We start from the raw sequence: 14305 nt of genomic DNA on the forward strand, positions 1-14305 counted from the left end.
GATGATGCGTTCGATCCTGGCCCTCGTCCTGGTGGGCGTGACCGCCCTTCCGGCCGCCGCCACCCAGAACGTCCTCGACGAGATGCTGTCGGTGCTCGCGGGATCGCACACGGAGGGCCGCGCGGTCGACACGGATCTCGACGAGGCCGCCGACGAGATCGCCCGGGTGCTCGGGATGTTCGACCTCGACGTGTTCGAGCAGGAGTTCGAGGGCCCGGGCGGGCACCGTCTGCGCAATCTGCTGGGGATCGTCCAGGGCACCGATCCCGAGGCGGGCTGGATCGTCGTCGGCGCGCACTACGACCACCTGGGCCGCGGCGAGCCCGGGACGCCCAACCACGGAACGGTGCATCCCGGAGCCGACGACAACGCCTCGGGCTGCGCAGTGTTGGCCTCGGTGTACGAGCAGTGGGAGCCCACCGAGCGCGGCGTGATCTTCGCCTGGTTCACCGCCGAGGAGACCGGGCTGCTCGGGTCGGAGCACTTCGTCGCGAATCCACCCGAGGGCGTCGACGAGATCGTCGCCATGGTGAACCTGGACACCGTGGGTCGGTTGGCCGACGGCGGTCTGACGGTGTTCGGTGTGGAGTCGGCGCCGGCCTTCGAGCCGGCATTGCGGGGGATCGACACGGCCTTCGGGCTGGAGCTCGAGACGGTGGCGCGCAGTTCCGGCACGGCCGACGACATGGCCTTCGCGGAGCGCGCGATTCCCACGCTGCACCTGTTCACCGGTGCCCACGCCACCTACCATCGTCCGGGCGACACGCTCGAGAAGCTCGACCGGGCGGGCCTGGCCACGCTCGTGGACTTCACCTACGAACTCGTCGACTACCTCGCGCGTCCCGACGCGGACCTGCAGTTCGTTCCGGCGGGTGCGCAGGAGGCATTGGCCGATCCGGAGCGGGCCACCGAGGGACGCCGTCGCGTGAGCCTGGGCACGATCCCCGACTTCCAGGGCGGTGACGGAGGGGTGGAGCTGACCGGCGTTCTTCCCGACAGCCCCGCCGCGGAGGCCGGTCTGCAGGAGGGCGACGTGATCGTCGGTTTCGGCGGGGCACCCGTCGACGACCTGACCGACTACAGCGAGGCCCTGAAGCGCTACGAGCCGGGCGACACCGTCGAGGTCGAGTTCCTGCGCGACGGCGATCGCCGCAGCGTCACCGTGACGCTCGTCGCCCGTCGCTGATCGCCGCCGAATCCGCCCCGGCCGCCCGGAGCGAATCCATGTCGGTCCCCCTGAGTCCGGAGACGACCATGCGCCATCTTCCGTCGCTCGTCCTGCTCCTGCTGTCGATCGCCGCGCCCGCCACCGCCGAGATCGTCGAGACGCCCGTCGTGTACGAGCACGACGGCACGACCTTCGAGGGATTCCTCGCCCACGACTCCGCGATCGACGGCCCGGTCCCGGGCGTGCTGATCGTCCACCAGTGGATGGGCCTGAGCGACAACGAGCGCATGCGGGCCCGCATGCTCGCCGAGATGGGCTACGTGGCCTTCGCCCTCGACGTGTACGGCCAGGGCGTGCGCCCGGCGAACACGCAGGAGGCGAGCGAGGAGGCCGGGAAGTACTACGCCGACCGTGGACTGTTCCGCGAGCGCGTGCGGCTGGGGCTCGAACGGCTTCGCGCGGTCGAGAAGGTCGACGACGAACGGGTCGTCGCCATCGGCTACTGCTTCGGTGGCACGGCCGTGCTCGAGCTGGCCCGCTCCGGCGCCGACGTGGCCGGCGTGGTCAGCTTCCACGGCGGGCTCGAGACGCCCGATCCCTCCGACGCCGAGAACGTCCGCACGTCGATCCTGGTGTGTCACGGTGCAGTCGACCCCTACGTGCCCATGGAGCAGGTCGCCGGTTTCGTCGACGAGATGGAAGCGGCCGACGTCGACTACCAGCTCGTCATGTACGCGGGCGCGGTGCATGCCTTCACGCAGAAGGGTGCGGGAGACGACCCCGCGCAGGGAGCCGCGTACGACCCGATGGCGGACCGTCGCTCGTGGGAGCACATGAAGGGGTTCTTCGCGGAAGTCCTCGAGTAGGGTCCGACCGGTCGCGGTGTGCCGGCGATCACTCGTACGGCACACCCGCGTCTCGTCCACGCGCCAGCGCCCGCGCGTACCACTCGAGTTCGTCGCAGTACCGGTCGACGCTGCGCGTCAGGTGCCCCTCGAGGTCCGTGCCGTCCTCGTCGATCGCCTTGGCGACGCGCGGCACGTCGAGCATGGCCGGAATCGTCACCAGTCCGAGTTCGCCCAGGATCGCACGCAGCTGCACCTGCGCCCGCGCGCCTCCGGTGTGTCCCGCGGAGTAGGTGAGGATGGCCGCCGGGCGCCACAGGTACTCGGCCTGGAAGTGGTCGAGCAGGTTCTTCAGAGCCGGCGGGACGGCGTGGTTGTATTCGCCGCTCACGGCGACGAAGCCGTCGACCGACCGGAAGATCCGCGCGATCGATTCCATGGCCTCGGGAGCCGCCCCCTCATCGTACTCCTTGTACATGCGATCGAGCATCGGCAGGGGCATCGCCATCGGATCGACGACGTCGACCTCATGGCCGCGCTCCCGGAGCACGCTGGCGATCCACCGGACCGCACGGATGCCCTGACGCTCGGAGCGAACGGAACCGTAGATGACGGCGAAACGCACGGTCAGTCCTCCTTGGTCAAGCGATCGAAGTCGGCGAGCACCTGCTCGGGGTGCGACGCCGGGTCGACCTGGTCGTAGGCGGCCGCGATGGTTCCGCCCGGTCCGATCAGGTAGCTGATCCGACGCGCATGGCGGTCGTCGGGGCCATCGGCCGCGCCGTAGGCCACGCCCAGCGAGCGGTCGGTGTCACTGAGCAGGTCGAAGGGGAAGTCGTGCTTCGCGGCGAAGGTGGCGATCTCGTCGACGGTGTCGAAGCTCGCTCCCAGAACAGTGATGTCGCGGTCGGTGAACTCCTGGATTCCGTCCCGGAATCCTCGCCCCTCGATCGTTCAGCCGGGCGTGTCGGCCTTCGGGTAGAACCACAGGACGACGCAGCGATCGGTGAGGTCGCTCAGCGAGACGGCCTCACCCCTCTGGTTCGGCGCGGAGAAGGGTGGAGCGATGGTACCAGGCGTCAGCATGCTTCGGACTCTCCCGCAGAAGGATGGAACGCAAGACGTGGGACGCGCGTCAGCGTAGCACGTGACCCTGCGGGCCGCGACCTGCGCCTCCGGTGTCTAGCGCGAGGCGACGGAAGTCAACAGCTCCTCGTACGCCGAGATCGCGCGCTCGAAGGTGAAGCGCTGCTCGATCCGCTGTTCCTGGCGCGCCGCGAGATCGCGTCGAGCGGTGTCGTCGGCCAGCAGCTCCAGCGCCCGCGACGCCATGCCCTCCTCGTCGCCCGGGGCGAGCACGGCACTCTCCAGACCGTCATCGAGCACCATTCGCACCGCCCCCACGTCGAAGCTCAGGCAACAGGTGCCCGCGGCCATGGCCTCGAGCAGGGCGTTCGGGGTGCCCTCGTTCTTCGACGTCAGCAGGAAGAGATCGGCATCGCCGGCCAGCGATGCGGCGTCGGGCACGAAGCCGGGGACCACGAAGTTCTCGTGTAGACCGATGTCGTCGATCCAGCCCTCCAGGCGTTCACGGACGGCGCCGTCGCCCATGACGACGAAGCGCGCCGTCGGATGGGCGTCGGTGATCCGGCGGGCCACCCGGACGAACACGTCCAGCTGTTTCTGGTTGGCCAGACGACCGAAGGTGATCACCACGCGCGCATCCGCGGGCAGTCCGAAGCGCGCGTGCAGCGCGCCCGGCTTCGGTGCCGGCGGGTGGACACCGTTGAGGATCACGCGCGCGTCACCGACGTCGAAACCGAGCTCGGCGTAGTGCTCGAGGATGGCCGGCGCATTCACCACCAATCGGTCGACGTGCCAGCGGTGCAGGAGCCGATAGTGGAACTTTCCCTTGTAGGCCATCAACCCGTGGCGAGCGACGAGAGGGATCCCGAACAGCTTCGCGCCGCGTCCGAACAGCCAGGCGTCCTTGTTGAAGTTCACGAGCACGACGTCGGGGCGCTCGCGGCGCAGCAGACCGGCGGCCCGGACGGTGGCCACCGGGTCGAAGTCCCCGCCGAAGGCGAACTCCCGAACGGGCGTCCCGTGCTCGCCCGCGGTCCCGAGGAGACGACTCGCGGGACGGCCCACGAGGATCACCTCGTGCCCGCGCGCCCGGAGACCGTCGGCGGCCTCCACGAACCATTTCTCGCCACCGCCGAACATGGTCGGGATGGCGGAGTTCACGAGCAGGACGCGCACGCGCGGGCCTACCGGACCACGACGACGGCCGCGGGGCCGTCTCCGAGGTACCGCGCCGACACGCGGGCCACGTCGGTGGGGGTGACTCCGCGCAGCGCCGCGCTGCGTTCTTCCTGGTACTCGAGCGATCCGTGGAAGACGTGGTCGACGCCCAGGTTGAACGCCTCGCCCATGCTCGTGACCCGGCGCATGCGTTCCCGTCCCAGCCGGCGATTGACCACGGTGGCGATCTCCTCGGTGTCGGTCTCGATCTCACCGATCTCGAGGTAGTCGCGGACGGCCACCTCGGCCTGCGATGCGTTCTGGGGCTGCGTACCCATGCTGGCCACGATCCGGGCGCGGTCGTCGTCCACACGCACGCCCATGCCGAGCGAGTAGGCCCAGCCCCGGGTCTCGCGCAGGTCCTGTTGCATGCGGCGGCTCGCGATGGCAACCGCCACCTCCAGCGCCCAACGATCGGCGGGTTCGATCTCGATCACGCGACCCATGCGGAGCGCGACCTGGCGACCGCCCACGGCTTCCTCGGCGCGGAGGTCGTTCCGGGTGATCGGCGGTGGGGGCACATCGACGCCGACATGGTCGGCCGCGCCGCCGATTCGCAGCGACCTCTCGAGGTGGTCGACGATCTCGTCGTGGTCGAGGTTGCCGACCACACTCAACACCAGTTGGCCCGGATCGAGGTAGTCGAGGGCGAAGCGTTGGAGGTCGCGCTGTTCGATCGCGCCGAGCGTCTCGGGTGTTCCGAAGACGGGCGCGGCCAGCGGGTGGTCCTCGCCGAGCATGAGCTCGCCCAGGCGGTGCTCGGCGATGGTCGCGGGTTTCTCGGCACCTTCGGCCAGGCGCCGCAGCATCTCGTCGCGCTTGCGGTCGATGGCCTCGGGCTCGAGGCGCGGTTCGCCGACCATCAGGCCGAGCAGGCGGATCGCCTCGCGCCAGTACAGGTCCACGCAGTCGATCCGCACGAACGAGAAGCGGGGGTCTGTGGTGTAGTAGTCGTCGTAGGGGATGAATCCGGCGTCGGTGACTTTCCACTCGGCACCGATCCCCTCGAGCAGGGCGGCGAGTTCCTCGCGATCGTAGTTGGCCGCGCCCTCGGGCAGCGTGCGGTGCAGGAGGTCGGCGATCCCGGCCATGCCCGAGGGCTCGCGGGCGCTTCGGTCCTTCACCAGCAGGTGCAGGGCGAACATGCGCGTGCTCGGCGACGCCGTGTGGACGACCGTCAGGCCGTTCTCCAGCATGGTGACACGCGGCGGCTGGGGCGCTTCGACGAGCGGCCGCGACTCGTCGACCGTTCCTCCGCCGGGCAGGGGCTCGGGCGCCTCGGCGTCGGGGTCGGGAACCCATCCCGCGGCGGCGGGCTCGAAAACGGCGTCGGAATCGGGCAGATCGGGTCCGGCCGCGACGACGCTCACCACGGGTGCGCGCAGCCAGCGTTCGGCGACCTCGGGAATGCGTGGGTACGACGCCTCGAGCTCCACCTGCAGTCGTCGTTCGTAGCCGGCCGGTCCGTGCCAGATCCGGTCGCCCTGCAGCAGGGCGTAGTAGTGGAGCTGCTCGGCCTGGCGGATCGACCGGCCCAGGGCCCGGTTCCGGGCGCCGGCCCACTCGCCGGCGCGCAGCCCGGTGCGGCTCAGGGTCGCCACCTCGCCGGAGATCCGTCGCAGTGCGTCACCGACGTCGCTCCCGAGCGGCAGGCGTGCGTTGATCCGCAGCACACCCGTTCCTTCGAAGTCCATGAGGCTGGCGCCGATCTCGAGGGTCTCGATCGACGGTTCGCGGTTCATGGCGCGGGCGAGACGAGCGCTGTCGCCACCCCCGAGCGCGTCGGTGAGCAGCATCATCGATGCATAGTCCTCGTGGCCGACCTCGGGTGCGGGGATCTCGATCAGCAGGTCGATGGCGTCGTTCTCGATGCGGCGCTCGTGCATCCACGAACGTTCTTCGAGCGGGTATGCGGGAGCCGCGGCGGCGTCGCCGGGCGATGCCACGAACAAGCGCTCGATCGTGGCTCGCGCGGCGTTGGGGTCGAAGTCGCCCATCAGGAGGAGCTTCATGTTCGACGGAACGTACTGGCGGCGGTAATAGGTGAGTACGTCTTCGCGCTGCAAGTTCGCGATGGTCTCGCGGGTACCCAGCACCGGGCGGGCGAAGTCGCTGCCGGCGCCGTACAGAGCGTTGACCATGGTCACGCGACGCAGGCGGCCGGGGTCGTCGGCGTCCCTGGCCATCTCCTCGAGCACGATGCCGCGCTCCTTCTCGAACTTGTCGGGCGGCAGTGTGCTGTGCAGCAGCATGTCGGCCTGGATGTCGAGGGCCTCGTCGAGCTCCTCGTTCGGTGCCACCATCATGAAGTGGGTGTACTCGAGCTTGGTGGTGGCGTTGTTGTAGGCGCCGATGCGGTCGACGTCGGCGTAGATCTCCTCCTGGGTCCGTCGCTCGGTCCCGTTGAAGAGCAGGTGCTCCAGGAAGTGGCTGCTTCCCGCCGTACGGTCGTCCTCGCGTGTGGAGCCGGCCCCGATGAACACGTTGCTGGCGAAGAGGCCGCTGCCCGGGTCGGGCACCATGCGGACCTCCATACCATCGGCGGTGGTGAACTCGATGCCCGGATCGACGGCGGGGGCGACGGGCTCGGGTTCCCCGGAGCAGCCCGGGACGGTGACGAGGGAGATCAGCAGGACGAGCGCGAGGCGGAGACGGAGGAGCGCCATGACGGTTCCTGTTCTCGGGACGGGGAGTCGGGTGTCGGTGGAGGGTAGCGCCGCCGCGCGGAGCCGACAACGCGTGGTCACACCTCGGAGGCCGGGGCGTACCCCCTGGTGACCGGTTCGTGAGCCGGGGTGCGGGGAGCGGCAGACAGGGGGGCCGCGATACGTGCCCCGGCTCGACCTCAGCGCCGGTCCGCCCCGCCTTCGTGGTGCACGACCCCAGCCCGGGCTCCCGTGGCCTCCACGAGCGCCGACACGACGGAGTCGGCGCCAGTGTCCAGGGCTTGCACCACGAAGCGCGGGCGCCCCTCGAAGTGCCGCACGACATCCCGTACGAGGCCGCCGTGACGGGCGAGGACCGCCTCGACGGCACCCACGTCGCCGTAGTCGACGTCCACCTCGAACGTCCGGGTGATCCACACGGTCTCCGAGCCCGCGGCCGCGATCGCCTCGGCGGCGCACCGGCCGTAGGCACGGACGAGTCCGCCGGCGCCGAGCTTGGTCCCACCGAACCACCGGGTGACCACCACCATGCCGTCGTGCCTGTGACTGCCGCGGAGGGGGTGCAGGATCGGTGCGCCCGCGGTGCCCGAGGGCTCGCCGTCGTCGTCGCTGCGTTCGATCGTGTGGCCGGGTGGTCCCACCCACCATGCCGAGCAGTGATGGGTGGCGTCGTGGTGGCGCTTGCGGATAGTCTTCAGCCGCGCGTGGGCCTGGTCCTCGCCGTGCACCGCGAGCGCCTGGCCCACGAATCGCGATCCCTTCACGCGGATCTCGACCTCCGGACCGTCGGTCATGACCAGGTACCGGTCGGACGGTCCGGGTGGGGTGTCGTCGGGCTCGTTGGACATGCGGACCCGGCCGCGCCGGGTGGGGACGAAGGTGGCGTCGGAATCACGGGGCGGATGCGTGCGGATCCTTCAGGTGAACAAATTCTACGACCCGCGGGGGGGCACCGAAAGGGTCCTGTTCGACCTCGAAGACGGGTTGCGGGCGCGTGGTCACGACGTCGCGGTCTTCGCCTGCGAGCATCCCGACAACCGCCCGTCGGAGTGGAGTCGCTACTTCGTCGGGCGCCGCGACTACGAGAGCCCGGGTCCCGTCGACCGTCTGCGCCATGCCGTCGGGACCGTCTACGACGTCGGAGCACGTCGGGCACTGGGACGTCTTCTCGACGACTTCCGCCCCGACGTGGCGCACCTCCACAACGTGTATCACCAGCTCAGCCCCTCGGTGCTCGACGTCCTGCGTGCTCGCGGCGTGCCGGTGGTCATGACCCTGCACGACTACAAACTGGCCTGCCCCGTCTACCGACTGTTCCGTGACGGTGCGATCTGCACGAAGTGCGTCGGAACGGAATGGCCACTGTGGGTCGGCGTGCACGCCTGTTCGCGGGGGAGCAGGGCCGAGAGCTGGTTGCTCGCGCTCGAGTCCACCGTGCACCGGATGCGCCGTAGCTACGAGCGCGGCGTGTCGGTGTTCGTGAGTCCGAGCGAGTTCCTGGCGGGCATCGTGCGACGACAGGGCCTTCCGGCCCGGCGCATCGCGGTCGTCCGCAACGCGCCCCGTCACCGGCCCGAGGCCGCGGACCCGGACGCACGGTCTCCGCAGCCGCGGGTACTCTACGCTGGCCGGATCAGCCCCGAGAAGGGGGTCGACCTGCTGATCGAGGCGGCCCGGCGGGCTCCGGCCGTCGAGGTGCGGATCGCGGGTACCGGCCCGGATGCGGCCCGGCTCGGCGCGATGTCGGCCGACCTCGACAACGTGCGCTGGTTGGGTCGTCTCGGGCCCGAGGACCTGGAGGCGGAGCGCGCGGCCGCCTGGGCGGTGGCGGTCCCGTCGCGTTGGTACGAGAACGCGCCCCTGAGCGTGATCGAGGCCTTCTGCAGTGGGCGTCCGGTCCTGGCGGCCGACCACGGAGGACTGGTCGAGATGGTCGAGCCCGACGTCAGCGGATGGAGGATCCCCCCGGGCGACGTCGAGGCGTGGGCCGAGGCCCTCCGGCGCTTGCCCCGCGCGCAGTCGGAACTCATGCTGATGGGCATGCGGGCGCGAGCGGTGGCCGACCGTGACCACGACCACGAACGTTTCCTCGACGCCCACGAAGAATTGTACGCGAGCCTCGTGGAGCGCTCGAGAGGGACGGTGCAACGATGATCCGATGCGGAGTGCTCGGTGCCGGTCGCCACGGCGAGCGCTATGTGCGTCACCTGTCGAACGGGGATGCGCCGGGGGCCACGGTGACGGCGGTCTCCCGTCGGTCCCCCGAAGCGCGCGAGCAGTTCGAACGCCGTTATCCGGTCCGGGCCCATGCCGAGTGGCAGGGCCTGATCGACGACGATCGCGTGGACGCGGTGATCGTCACGACCCCTCCCATGGTCCACGACGAGGCGATTCTCGCGTGTCTGTCCGCGGGCAAACCGGTGCTGGTCGAGAAGCCTCTCACCGGAAACTGGGAGCGCGCGTGTGCGCTCGTGGGCCAGCTCGGTCCCGAACCACGCGTGATGGTCGCCCAGACGTTGCGCTTCCACCCGGTGCTGGAGGTCGCACGCGAGCAGATGGGGAGGTTGGGCCGCGTGCACCGGCTCCGGATCGCGCAGCGCCTGCAGCCCACGGGGATCCGCTGGCAGGCCCATCCGCTGGAGGCCGGCGGGGGATCGGTGGTCCTCACGGGTGTCCATCTGTTCGACCTGGTCCGGTGGTTCGTGGGCGGGACACCCGACCATGTCCGCGCGACCCTGGGTCACGTGCGTCCGACGGCACTCGAGAACCTCTTCGACGCATGCTTCGACTACGACGTGGGGCCACTGCTGGCCTCGACCGAGGTCAGCAGGTTCACCGCGAGCCGCAGTGCGCTGCTGGAGGTGGTGGGCACCGACGGTCAGTTCGAGGCCGACTACCTCGGTGGGGTCCTGCGCTGGCGCCGCGGCGCCGAAGTCGACACCTTGGTCGAGGTGCCCGACGCCATGACCATCCCGCGCACGCTCCTGGCCTTCGTGGAGTGGTTGCGGGGGCAGCGGGCCAATCCGGTCACCCTGTTCGACGGGGCCGAGACCCTGCGCATGGCCGAGGCGTGCTATCGCTCGCACGACGAGGCGCGGCGGGTGTCGCTGGCCGAACTCTCCGAAGAGGAGCACGTCTGATGCGCCGCAGCCCTTGGATCCTGATGGTTCTGCTGCTCCTGGCCTCGACGGCCTCCGCTCAGGGTCGGATCGATCGCTTCAAACTGATGCGTTTCGACCGTGCCGCCTACCGGGCCGGGCCGATGGCCATGCTGCCGGCCGACACGAACTCGGGGATCGGTCTGGTCTACGGCGATCGCTTCGGTCTGGTGCGTGTCGTGCGCGTGACCGACGACGCCGTCCGCGAAGTCTGGCGCAGTCGGAACCTGGAAGGCGGAGAGATCGCCGAGATCCTCGTGGCCGACCTCGACGGCAGCGGCGGTGCCGACATCGTGGCCCGCACGAGCGGAGGCAACGTGTTCGTGTTCGACGAGTTCTACTCGTCCCGTTGGGAGAGTCTGAACGAGGGCCTGCGGCAGGTGTCCGCCATGAGCATCGCCAACCTCGACGACGACCCGAACTACGAGCTACTGCTCTTCGCCGACAACCAGCTCCTGTACTTCGACGGATCCGCGTTCAACCGCGAGTACCAGTCGACGCAGACCTACCGCGGCGGCGTGCGCGAGATGATGGTGGGCAACGTCGACAGCGATGCCGAACTCGAGATCGTGTTCAACAACGGAGTCGTGGTCGACGCGGTGAACGGCGAGCCCGAGTGGGAGACCGAGGCTTTCGGCAATTCGATCGAACTCGTCGACATCGACGGTGACGGCCTGCAGGAGATCCTGGGCTACCAGACACCGACGTCGTTCATGCGTATCTTCGACGCCGACACCCAGGAGGAGAAGCCGCTCCAATGACTCCCGACCCCAGTGCGCTGCAGGCTCTGACCGGCGGCTTCGGCGCGCTGATCACGCCGGGTCTCGCCCTGTCGCTGGTGGCGATGGTGGTCGGGGGCTTGGCGCTCGGGGCGGCGCTCGACCGGCGGGATCACCTCGTCACGGTCGCGGTCTTCGTGCTCCTCTTCACCAGTGCGACGGCTCGCCGCGGGGTGGGCACGACCGGAGTCACCGCACTGTGGGTGGGACTGGCCGCGCTGGTCGCGGTGATCGTGTGCCTGCGGGCGCACGGCGGGGTCTGGCGGGGGCTCCTGGCCGGACTCCTGTTGGCCGTGGTGGCGATCCTGTGGCGGATCGAACTCTTCGGTCCGGTACTCCTGGAACTGCGCGGCGCATGGCAGAGCGTGCCGGCATGGGGAACCCTGGTCGTCTACCACCTGGCCACCGCCCTCGCGTTGGCGGGTGTCTACGTGGTGGCGGCCGAGTCGGGGCGGAATCTTCCGGGCCGGCTGTCGTGGCTTCCGTGGGCGCTCACCTGCATCGGCACGGCTGCTCTGATCGCCACCGGCGGCTGGTCGGGGCTCGTCCAGGTCCTGCTGCTGCGCTGGCCCCACCTCCCGCTGGGCTGAGCTCGGCGGGGTCGGCGTACCGTGGCGGCAGTACGAAGCCCCGCCGCGACACGCGCAGCGGGGCTTCATCCCATCGGTTCCATTGTGAACGTCTGCTCCTGGGTCGTCTTGTTCGGTTCCTAGCGCCGCAGCCACCAGAAGATGTCCGCGAGCAACGTGAGGAGACCGAGGAAGTCCTCGGAAGTCATTCCGACCTCCTTCGGCAAGGTTTCGAGGATCGTGAGCCACACCGCCCCACCCGTCCCCATTCCCGGTCACCCCGATCCCGCTGCAGATTCCGTGCCGACATGGACTTCCTGGGAACGACGGACCACGACGACGGTCGTGTCGTCCACCGCCTCGGCGGCCGCATGGGCCTTCACGCGCTCGAAGATCGATGCGAGCAATCGCCGCGGCTCGTGCTCCCGCTCGGCACGGAGCAGCGCGGCGAGGCGCTGGGGACCGAAGGGTTCGCCCTCGGAGTCCTCCTCGTCGATCACACCGTCGGAGTAGGCCACGAGCGTATCGCCAGGATCGAGGCGGATGGTCCCGGCGTGGTAGCCGGCGTCGGGATCGACACCCAGCACCGGACCGCCGCGGGTCAGGGGTTCGCAGCGTTCGCGTCGGGATCGGATCCACAGCGGGGGTTCGATGCCCGCCACGCAGTACTCCACGACGCCCGTCCGTGGATCGATCAACGCGCAGAACAGGGCGATGAAGTTTCCGACCGAGGTCATTCCGTGGACGTGCCGGTTCACGTGCGCGATCGCGTCGGAAAGGGGGAGGCCGGGTCGCACGGTCTCGCGGACGGCCGTCCGGACTCCGCTCGTGAGGAGGCTGGCCGGAATCCCCTTGCCGGAGGCATCGGCGACGACGACCACGACCCCGCCATCGGACAGGGTGAAGTGATCGTGCAGATCGCCACCGACCGACCGGCTGCTGACGGTCCGGCCGCACACCGTGATCGAGTCGCCCAGGATCGGTGCCTGGGGCAGCAACTGTTGCTGGATCTTCTGGGCGAGTTGCAGTTCCGTCCGCACACGCTCGCGCGCGAGGTCCTCCTCGTGCAGACGGGCGTTCTGCAGCGCCGCCGCGGCCTGGCGGCACAGCGAGTCGACGTGGTAGAGGTGCAGGGCACCGTACGCGCGGCCGTCGTTCCGCGGGCCGAGCACCAGCAGGGCGACCGTCTCGCCCGAGGACACCAGCGGTGCGACCACGTGCGCGTCGGCGCGTCGGATCCAGGCCCGGGTGGAGGGGCCGAACCGATGGTCTTCGGTTGCGCGATCTGGCGGCAGGACGAGAACTTCACGCGATCCGCAGAGAAGTCGCGCGAGCGACGATTCGTCGCCCAGCTGCAGGGCCGTCGCCAGCTCCCCGTCGAGTCCGTGGGGCACCCATCGGCTCCCGTGCGGCTCGAGGATCCGCGCCTGGCGCGTGTCCACCAGCTGGCGGACGCCACCGAGGAAGTCCTCGATCACCGCCTCGGGTTCGCGCGACTCCGACAGGGTGCGGCCGAGCTCGTCGGCCACCCGGCGGATCCGTCGTTGCTCGGGGTACAGGACGCGATCGATCCCGCCGGCCAGAGCACGAACGGGAGCTCGTGTCAGCGTGAACAGGGCGACCAGCCCCACGATCACCAGGAGGTAGACCGCCGGACGCGCCGACGGATCCAGGCGCGGCCCCACGATGCCGGCCGTGACCCAGGCGCCCAGCGCGACCGGCAGGCCCAGGAACGCGGCGACGAGCGCCTGTCGGGTCAGATGGGCCAGATCGATCACACCGCTGCGGAGCAGGGCCAACGAGAAGCTCGCCGGCACGAGCGGCAGGGCGAGCACCGCGAGCTCGTCGAGCGGCCAGGCGTGGGTGGGGTCGAGCAGTCGGGCCAGGGCCGCGATCGTGAGTGGCAGCACACCCAACCCGAGTCCCAGTGCGGCCAGGCGTAGCTTCGATCCGCGCACCCAGGTCTCGCGGCGCTGGATCTTGCGGACGAACACCGCGATCCCCGCGAGTACGTACCCGACGAACAGAAGTGTGGTGGCGGTCAGGAGCCAGGGCTCGACCGCGCGTGCCGCCGGGCTGGCCGGAGCCAGCGACGACGCGACGTGGACGGGCAGCAGGACCACCGCCGGCACCAGCACCCAGCGCTGCCGCGCGTATCCCGCCTCCCGGCTCGCGACCCCTTCGGGGAAGATCAACAGGAAACGCAGCAGGAAGGCCGCCAGCAGCGCCTGCATCCCGTCTCGCAGCCCGGTGACCAGTCGGATCCAGTGGCGGTCGGGGAGGCTGGGCAGGTCGAGGAAGGGAAAGGCCAGCAACACGCACAGCACGTAGAACGTGCGGCCGAGCTCGTCGTCGCGGCGGAGGTAGGTGACGAAGCCCAGGAACAGGAAGCAGATCGCGCTGAGGCGCATGGAGAGCGTGAGGACCTGGCTCTCCATCGGGCGTCGGCTGAGCTCGATGTCGAGGACCAGGGGACGGTCGTTCCGCAGCAGTGTCAGACGGAGCTCGTCGCCGGCGTGCTGGCCGACCAGGGAGGCTCGGACGTCGGCGTAACTGGCGACCCGTTCCCGCCCGAGGGCGATCACCCGATCGCCGACCTCGACGCCGGCCCGGGCGGCCGGCCCGTCGGGTTCGACGACCATGACGGTGGTCTGACGGAGCTTCCAGCCGAGGTCGGGACGCCGGAGCATCTCGAGACCACCGGGGATCTCGAGGACCAGGAGCAGGGGCACGACGGCGAGCAACAGACGTCGCCCGAGTCGGCCGGGGGACCGGTCCACTCCACCCTCCCGTTCTGGAGTCGTCCGCACTCTGAC

The 14305-nt window shown here is 69.9% G+C and carries 12 protein-coding genes; 6 read left to right on the forward strand and 6 right to left on the reverse strand.

Going from position 1 to position 14305, the window contains the following annotated elements:
* Together VKA86_15005 and VKA86_15010 are read left to right on the forward strand one after the other, a co-directional pair.
* A partial coding sequence (locus VKA86_15005) for a M20/M25/M40 family metallo-hydrolase (protein ID HKK72517.1) occupies positions 1 to 1186 on the forward strand: 1186 nt, incomplete at its 5' end.
* A 38-nt stretch (positions 1187 to 1224) separates the two neighbouring features.
* Positions 1225 to 2034, forward strand: a complete 810-nt coding sequence (locus VKA86_15010; protein ID HKK72518.1) for a dienelactone hydrolase family protein — start codon at positions 1225 to 1227, stop codon at positions 2032 to 2034.
* 28 nt (positions 2035 to 2062) lie between these two features.
* On the opposite strand, the gene VKA86_15015 is transcribed toward VKA86_15010, so the two are convergent.
* From VKA86_15015 to VKA86_15035, 5 genes are all read right to left on the reverse strand, one after another.
* Positions 2063 to 2644 carry an NAD(P)H-dependent oxidoreductase gene (locus VKA86_15015; GenBank protein ID HKK72519.1) on the reverse strand — a complete coding sequence of 194 codons (582 nt, stop codon included), beginning with the start codon at positions 2642 to 2644 and terminating at the stop codon, positions 2063 to 2065.
* Positions 2641 to 3099: a peroxiredoxin gene (locus VKA86_15020; protein ID HKK72520.1), complete on the reverse strand. Its 459-nt coding sequence runs from the start codon at positions 3097 to 3099 to the stop codon at positions 2641 to 2643. Before VKA86_15020 ends, VKA86_15015 begins: the two co-directional genes overlap by 4 nt.
* A gap of 96 nt (positions 3100 to 3195) precedes the next feature.
* Positions 3196 to 4275: a glycosyltransferase gene (locus tag VKA86_15025; protein ID HKK72521.1), complete on the reverse strand. Its 1080-nt coding sequence runs from the start codon at positions 4273 to 4275 to the stop codon at positions 3196 to 3198.
* An 8-nt stretch (positions 4276 to 4283) separates the two neighbouring features.
* Entirely contained in the window at positions 4284 to 6983 is a 2700-nt protein-coding gene (locus tag VKA86_15030; GenBank protein HKK72522.1) for a pitrilysin family protein, read from the reverse strand.
* 179 nt (positions 6984 to 7162) lie between these two features.
* Positions 7163 to 7831 (reverse strand): YigZ family protein, encoded by a 669-nt coding sequence (locus VKA86_15035; GenBank protein HKK72523.1) that lies wholly within the window; start codon positions 7829 to 7831, stop codon positions 7163 to 7165.
* Between the two features lie 73 nt (positions 7832 to 7904).
* Between VKA86_15035 and VKA86_15040 the strand changes: the two genes are divergently transcribed.
* From VKA86_15040 to VKA86_15055, 4 genes are read left to right on the forward strand one after another with little or no spacing between them, the layout of a single operon-like run.
* On the forward strand, positions 7905 to 9137 hold the full coding sequence (locus VKA86_15040) for a glycosyltransferase family 4 protein (protein HKK72524.1): 1233 nt from the start codon (positions 7905 to 7907) through the stop codon (positions 9135 to 9137).
* Positions 9134 to 10123, forward strand: coding sequence for a Gfo/Idh/MocA family oxidoreductase (locus VKA86_15045; protein HKK72525.1), 990 nt, complete (start codon positions 9134 to 9136; stop codon positions 10121 to 10123). Before VKA86_15040 ends, VKA86_15045 begins: the two co-directional genes overlap by 4 nt.
* Positions 10123 to 10902 (forward strand): hypothetical protein, encoded by a 780-nt coding sequence (locus VKA86_15050; protein ID HKK72526.1) that lies wholly within the window; start codon positions 10123 to 10125, stop codon positions 10900 to 10902. The genes VKA86_15045 and VKA86_15050 overlap by 1 nt, the downstream gene beginning before the upstream one ends.
* Positions 10899 to 11510, forward strand: coding sequence for a hypothetical protein (locus VKA86_15055; protein ID HKK72527.1), 612 nt, complete (start codon positions 10899 to 10901; stop codon positions 11508 to 11510). Before VKA86_15050 ends, VKA86_15055 begins: the two co-directional genes overlap by 4 nt.
* A gap of 254 nt (positions 11511 to 11764) precedes the next feature.
* On the opposite strand, the gene VKA86_15060 is transcribed toward VKA86_15055, so the two are convergent.
* Positions 11765 to 14269 (reverse strand): SpoIIE family protein phosphatase, encoded by a 2505-nt coding sequence (locus VKA86_15060; GenBank protein ID HKK72528.1) that lies wholly within the window; start codon positions 14267 to 14269, stop codon positions 11765 to 11767.
* Positions 14270 to 14305 lie beyond the last annotated feature (36 nt).

Source organism: Candidatus Krumholzibacteriia bacterium (assembly GCA_035268685.1).
Classification (GTDB): Bacteria; Krumholzibacteriota; Krumholzibacteriia; order JAJRXK01; family JAJRXK01; genus JAJRXK01.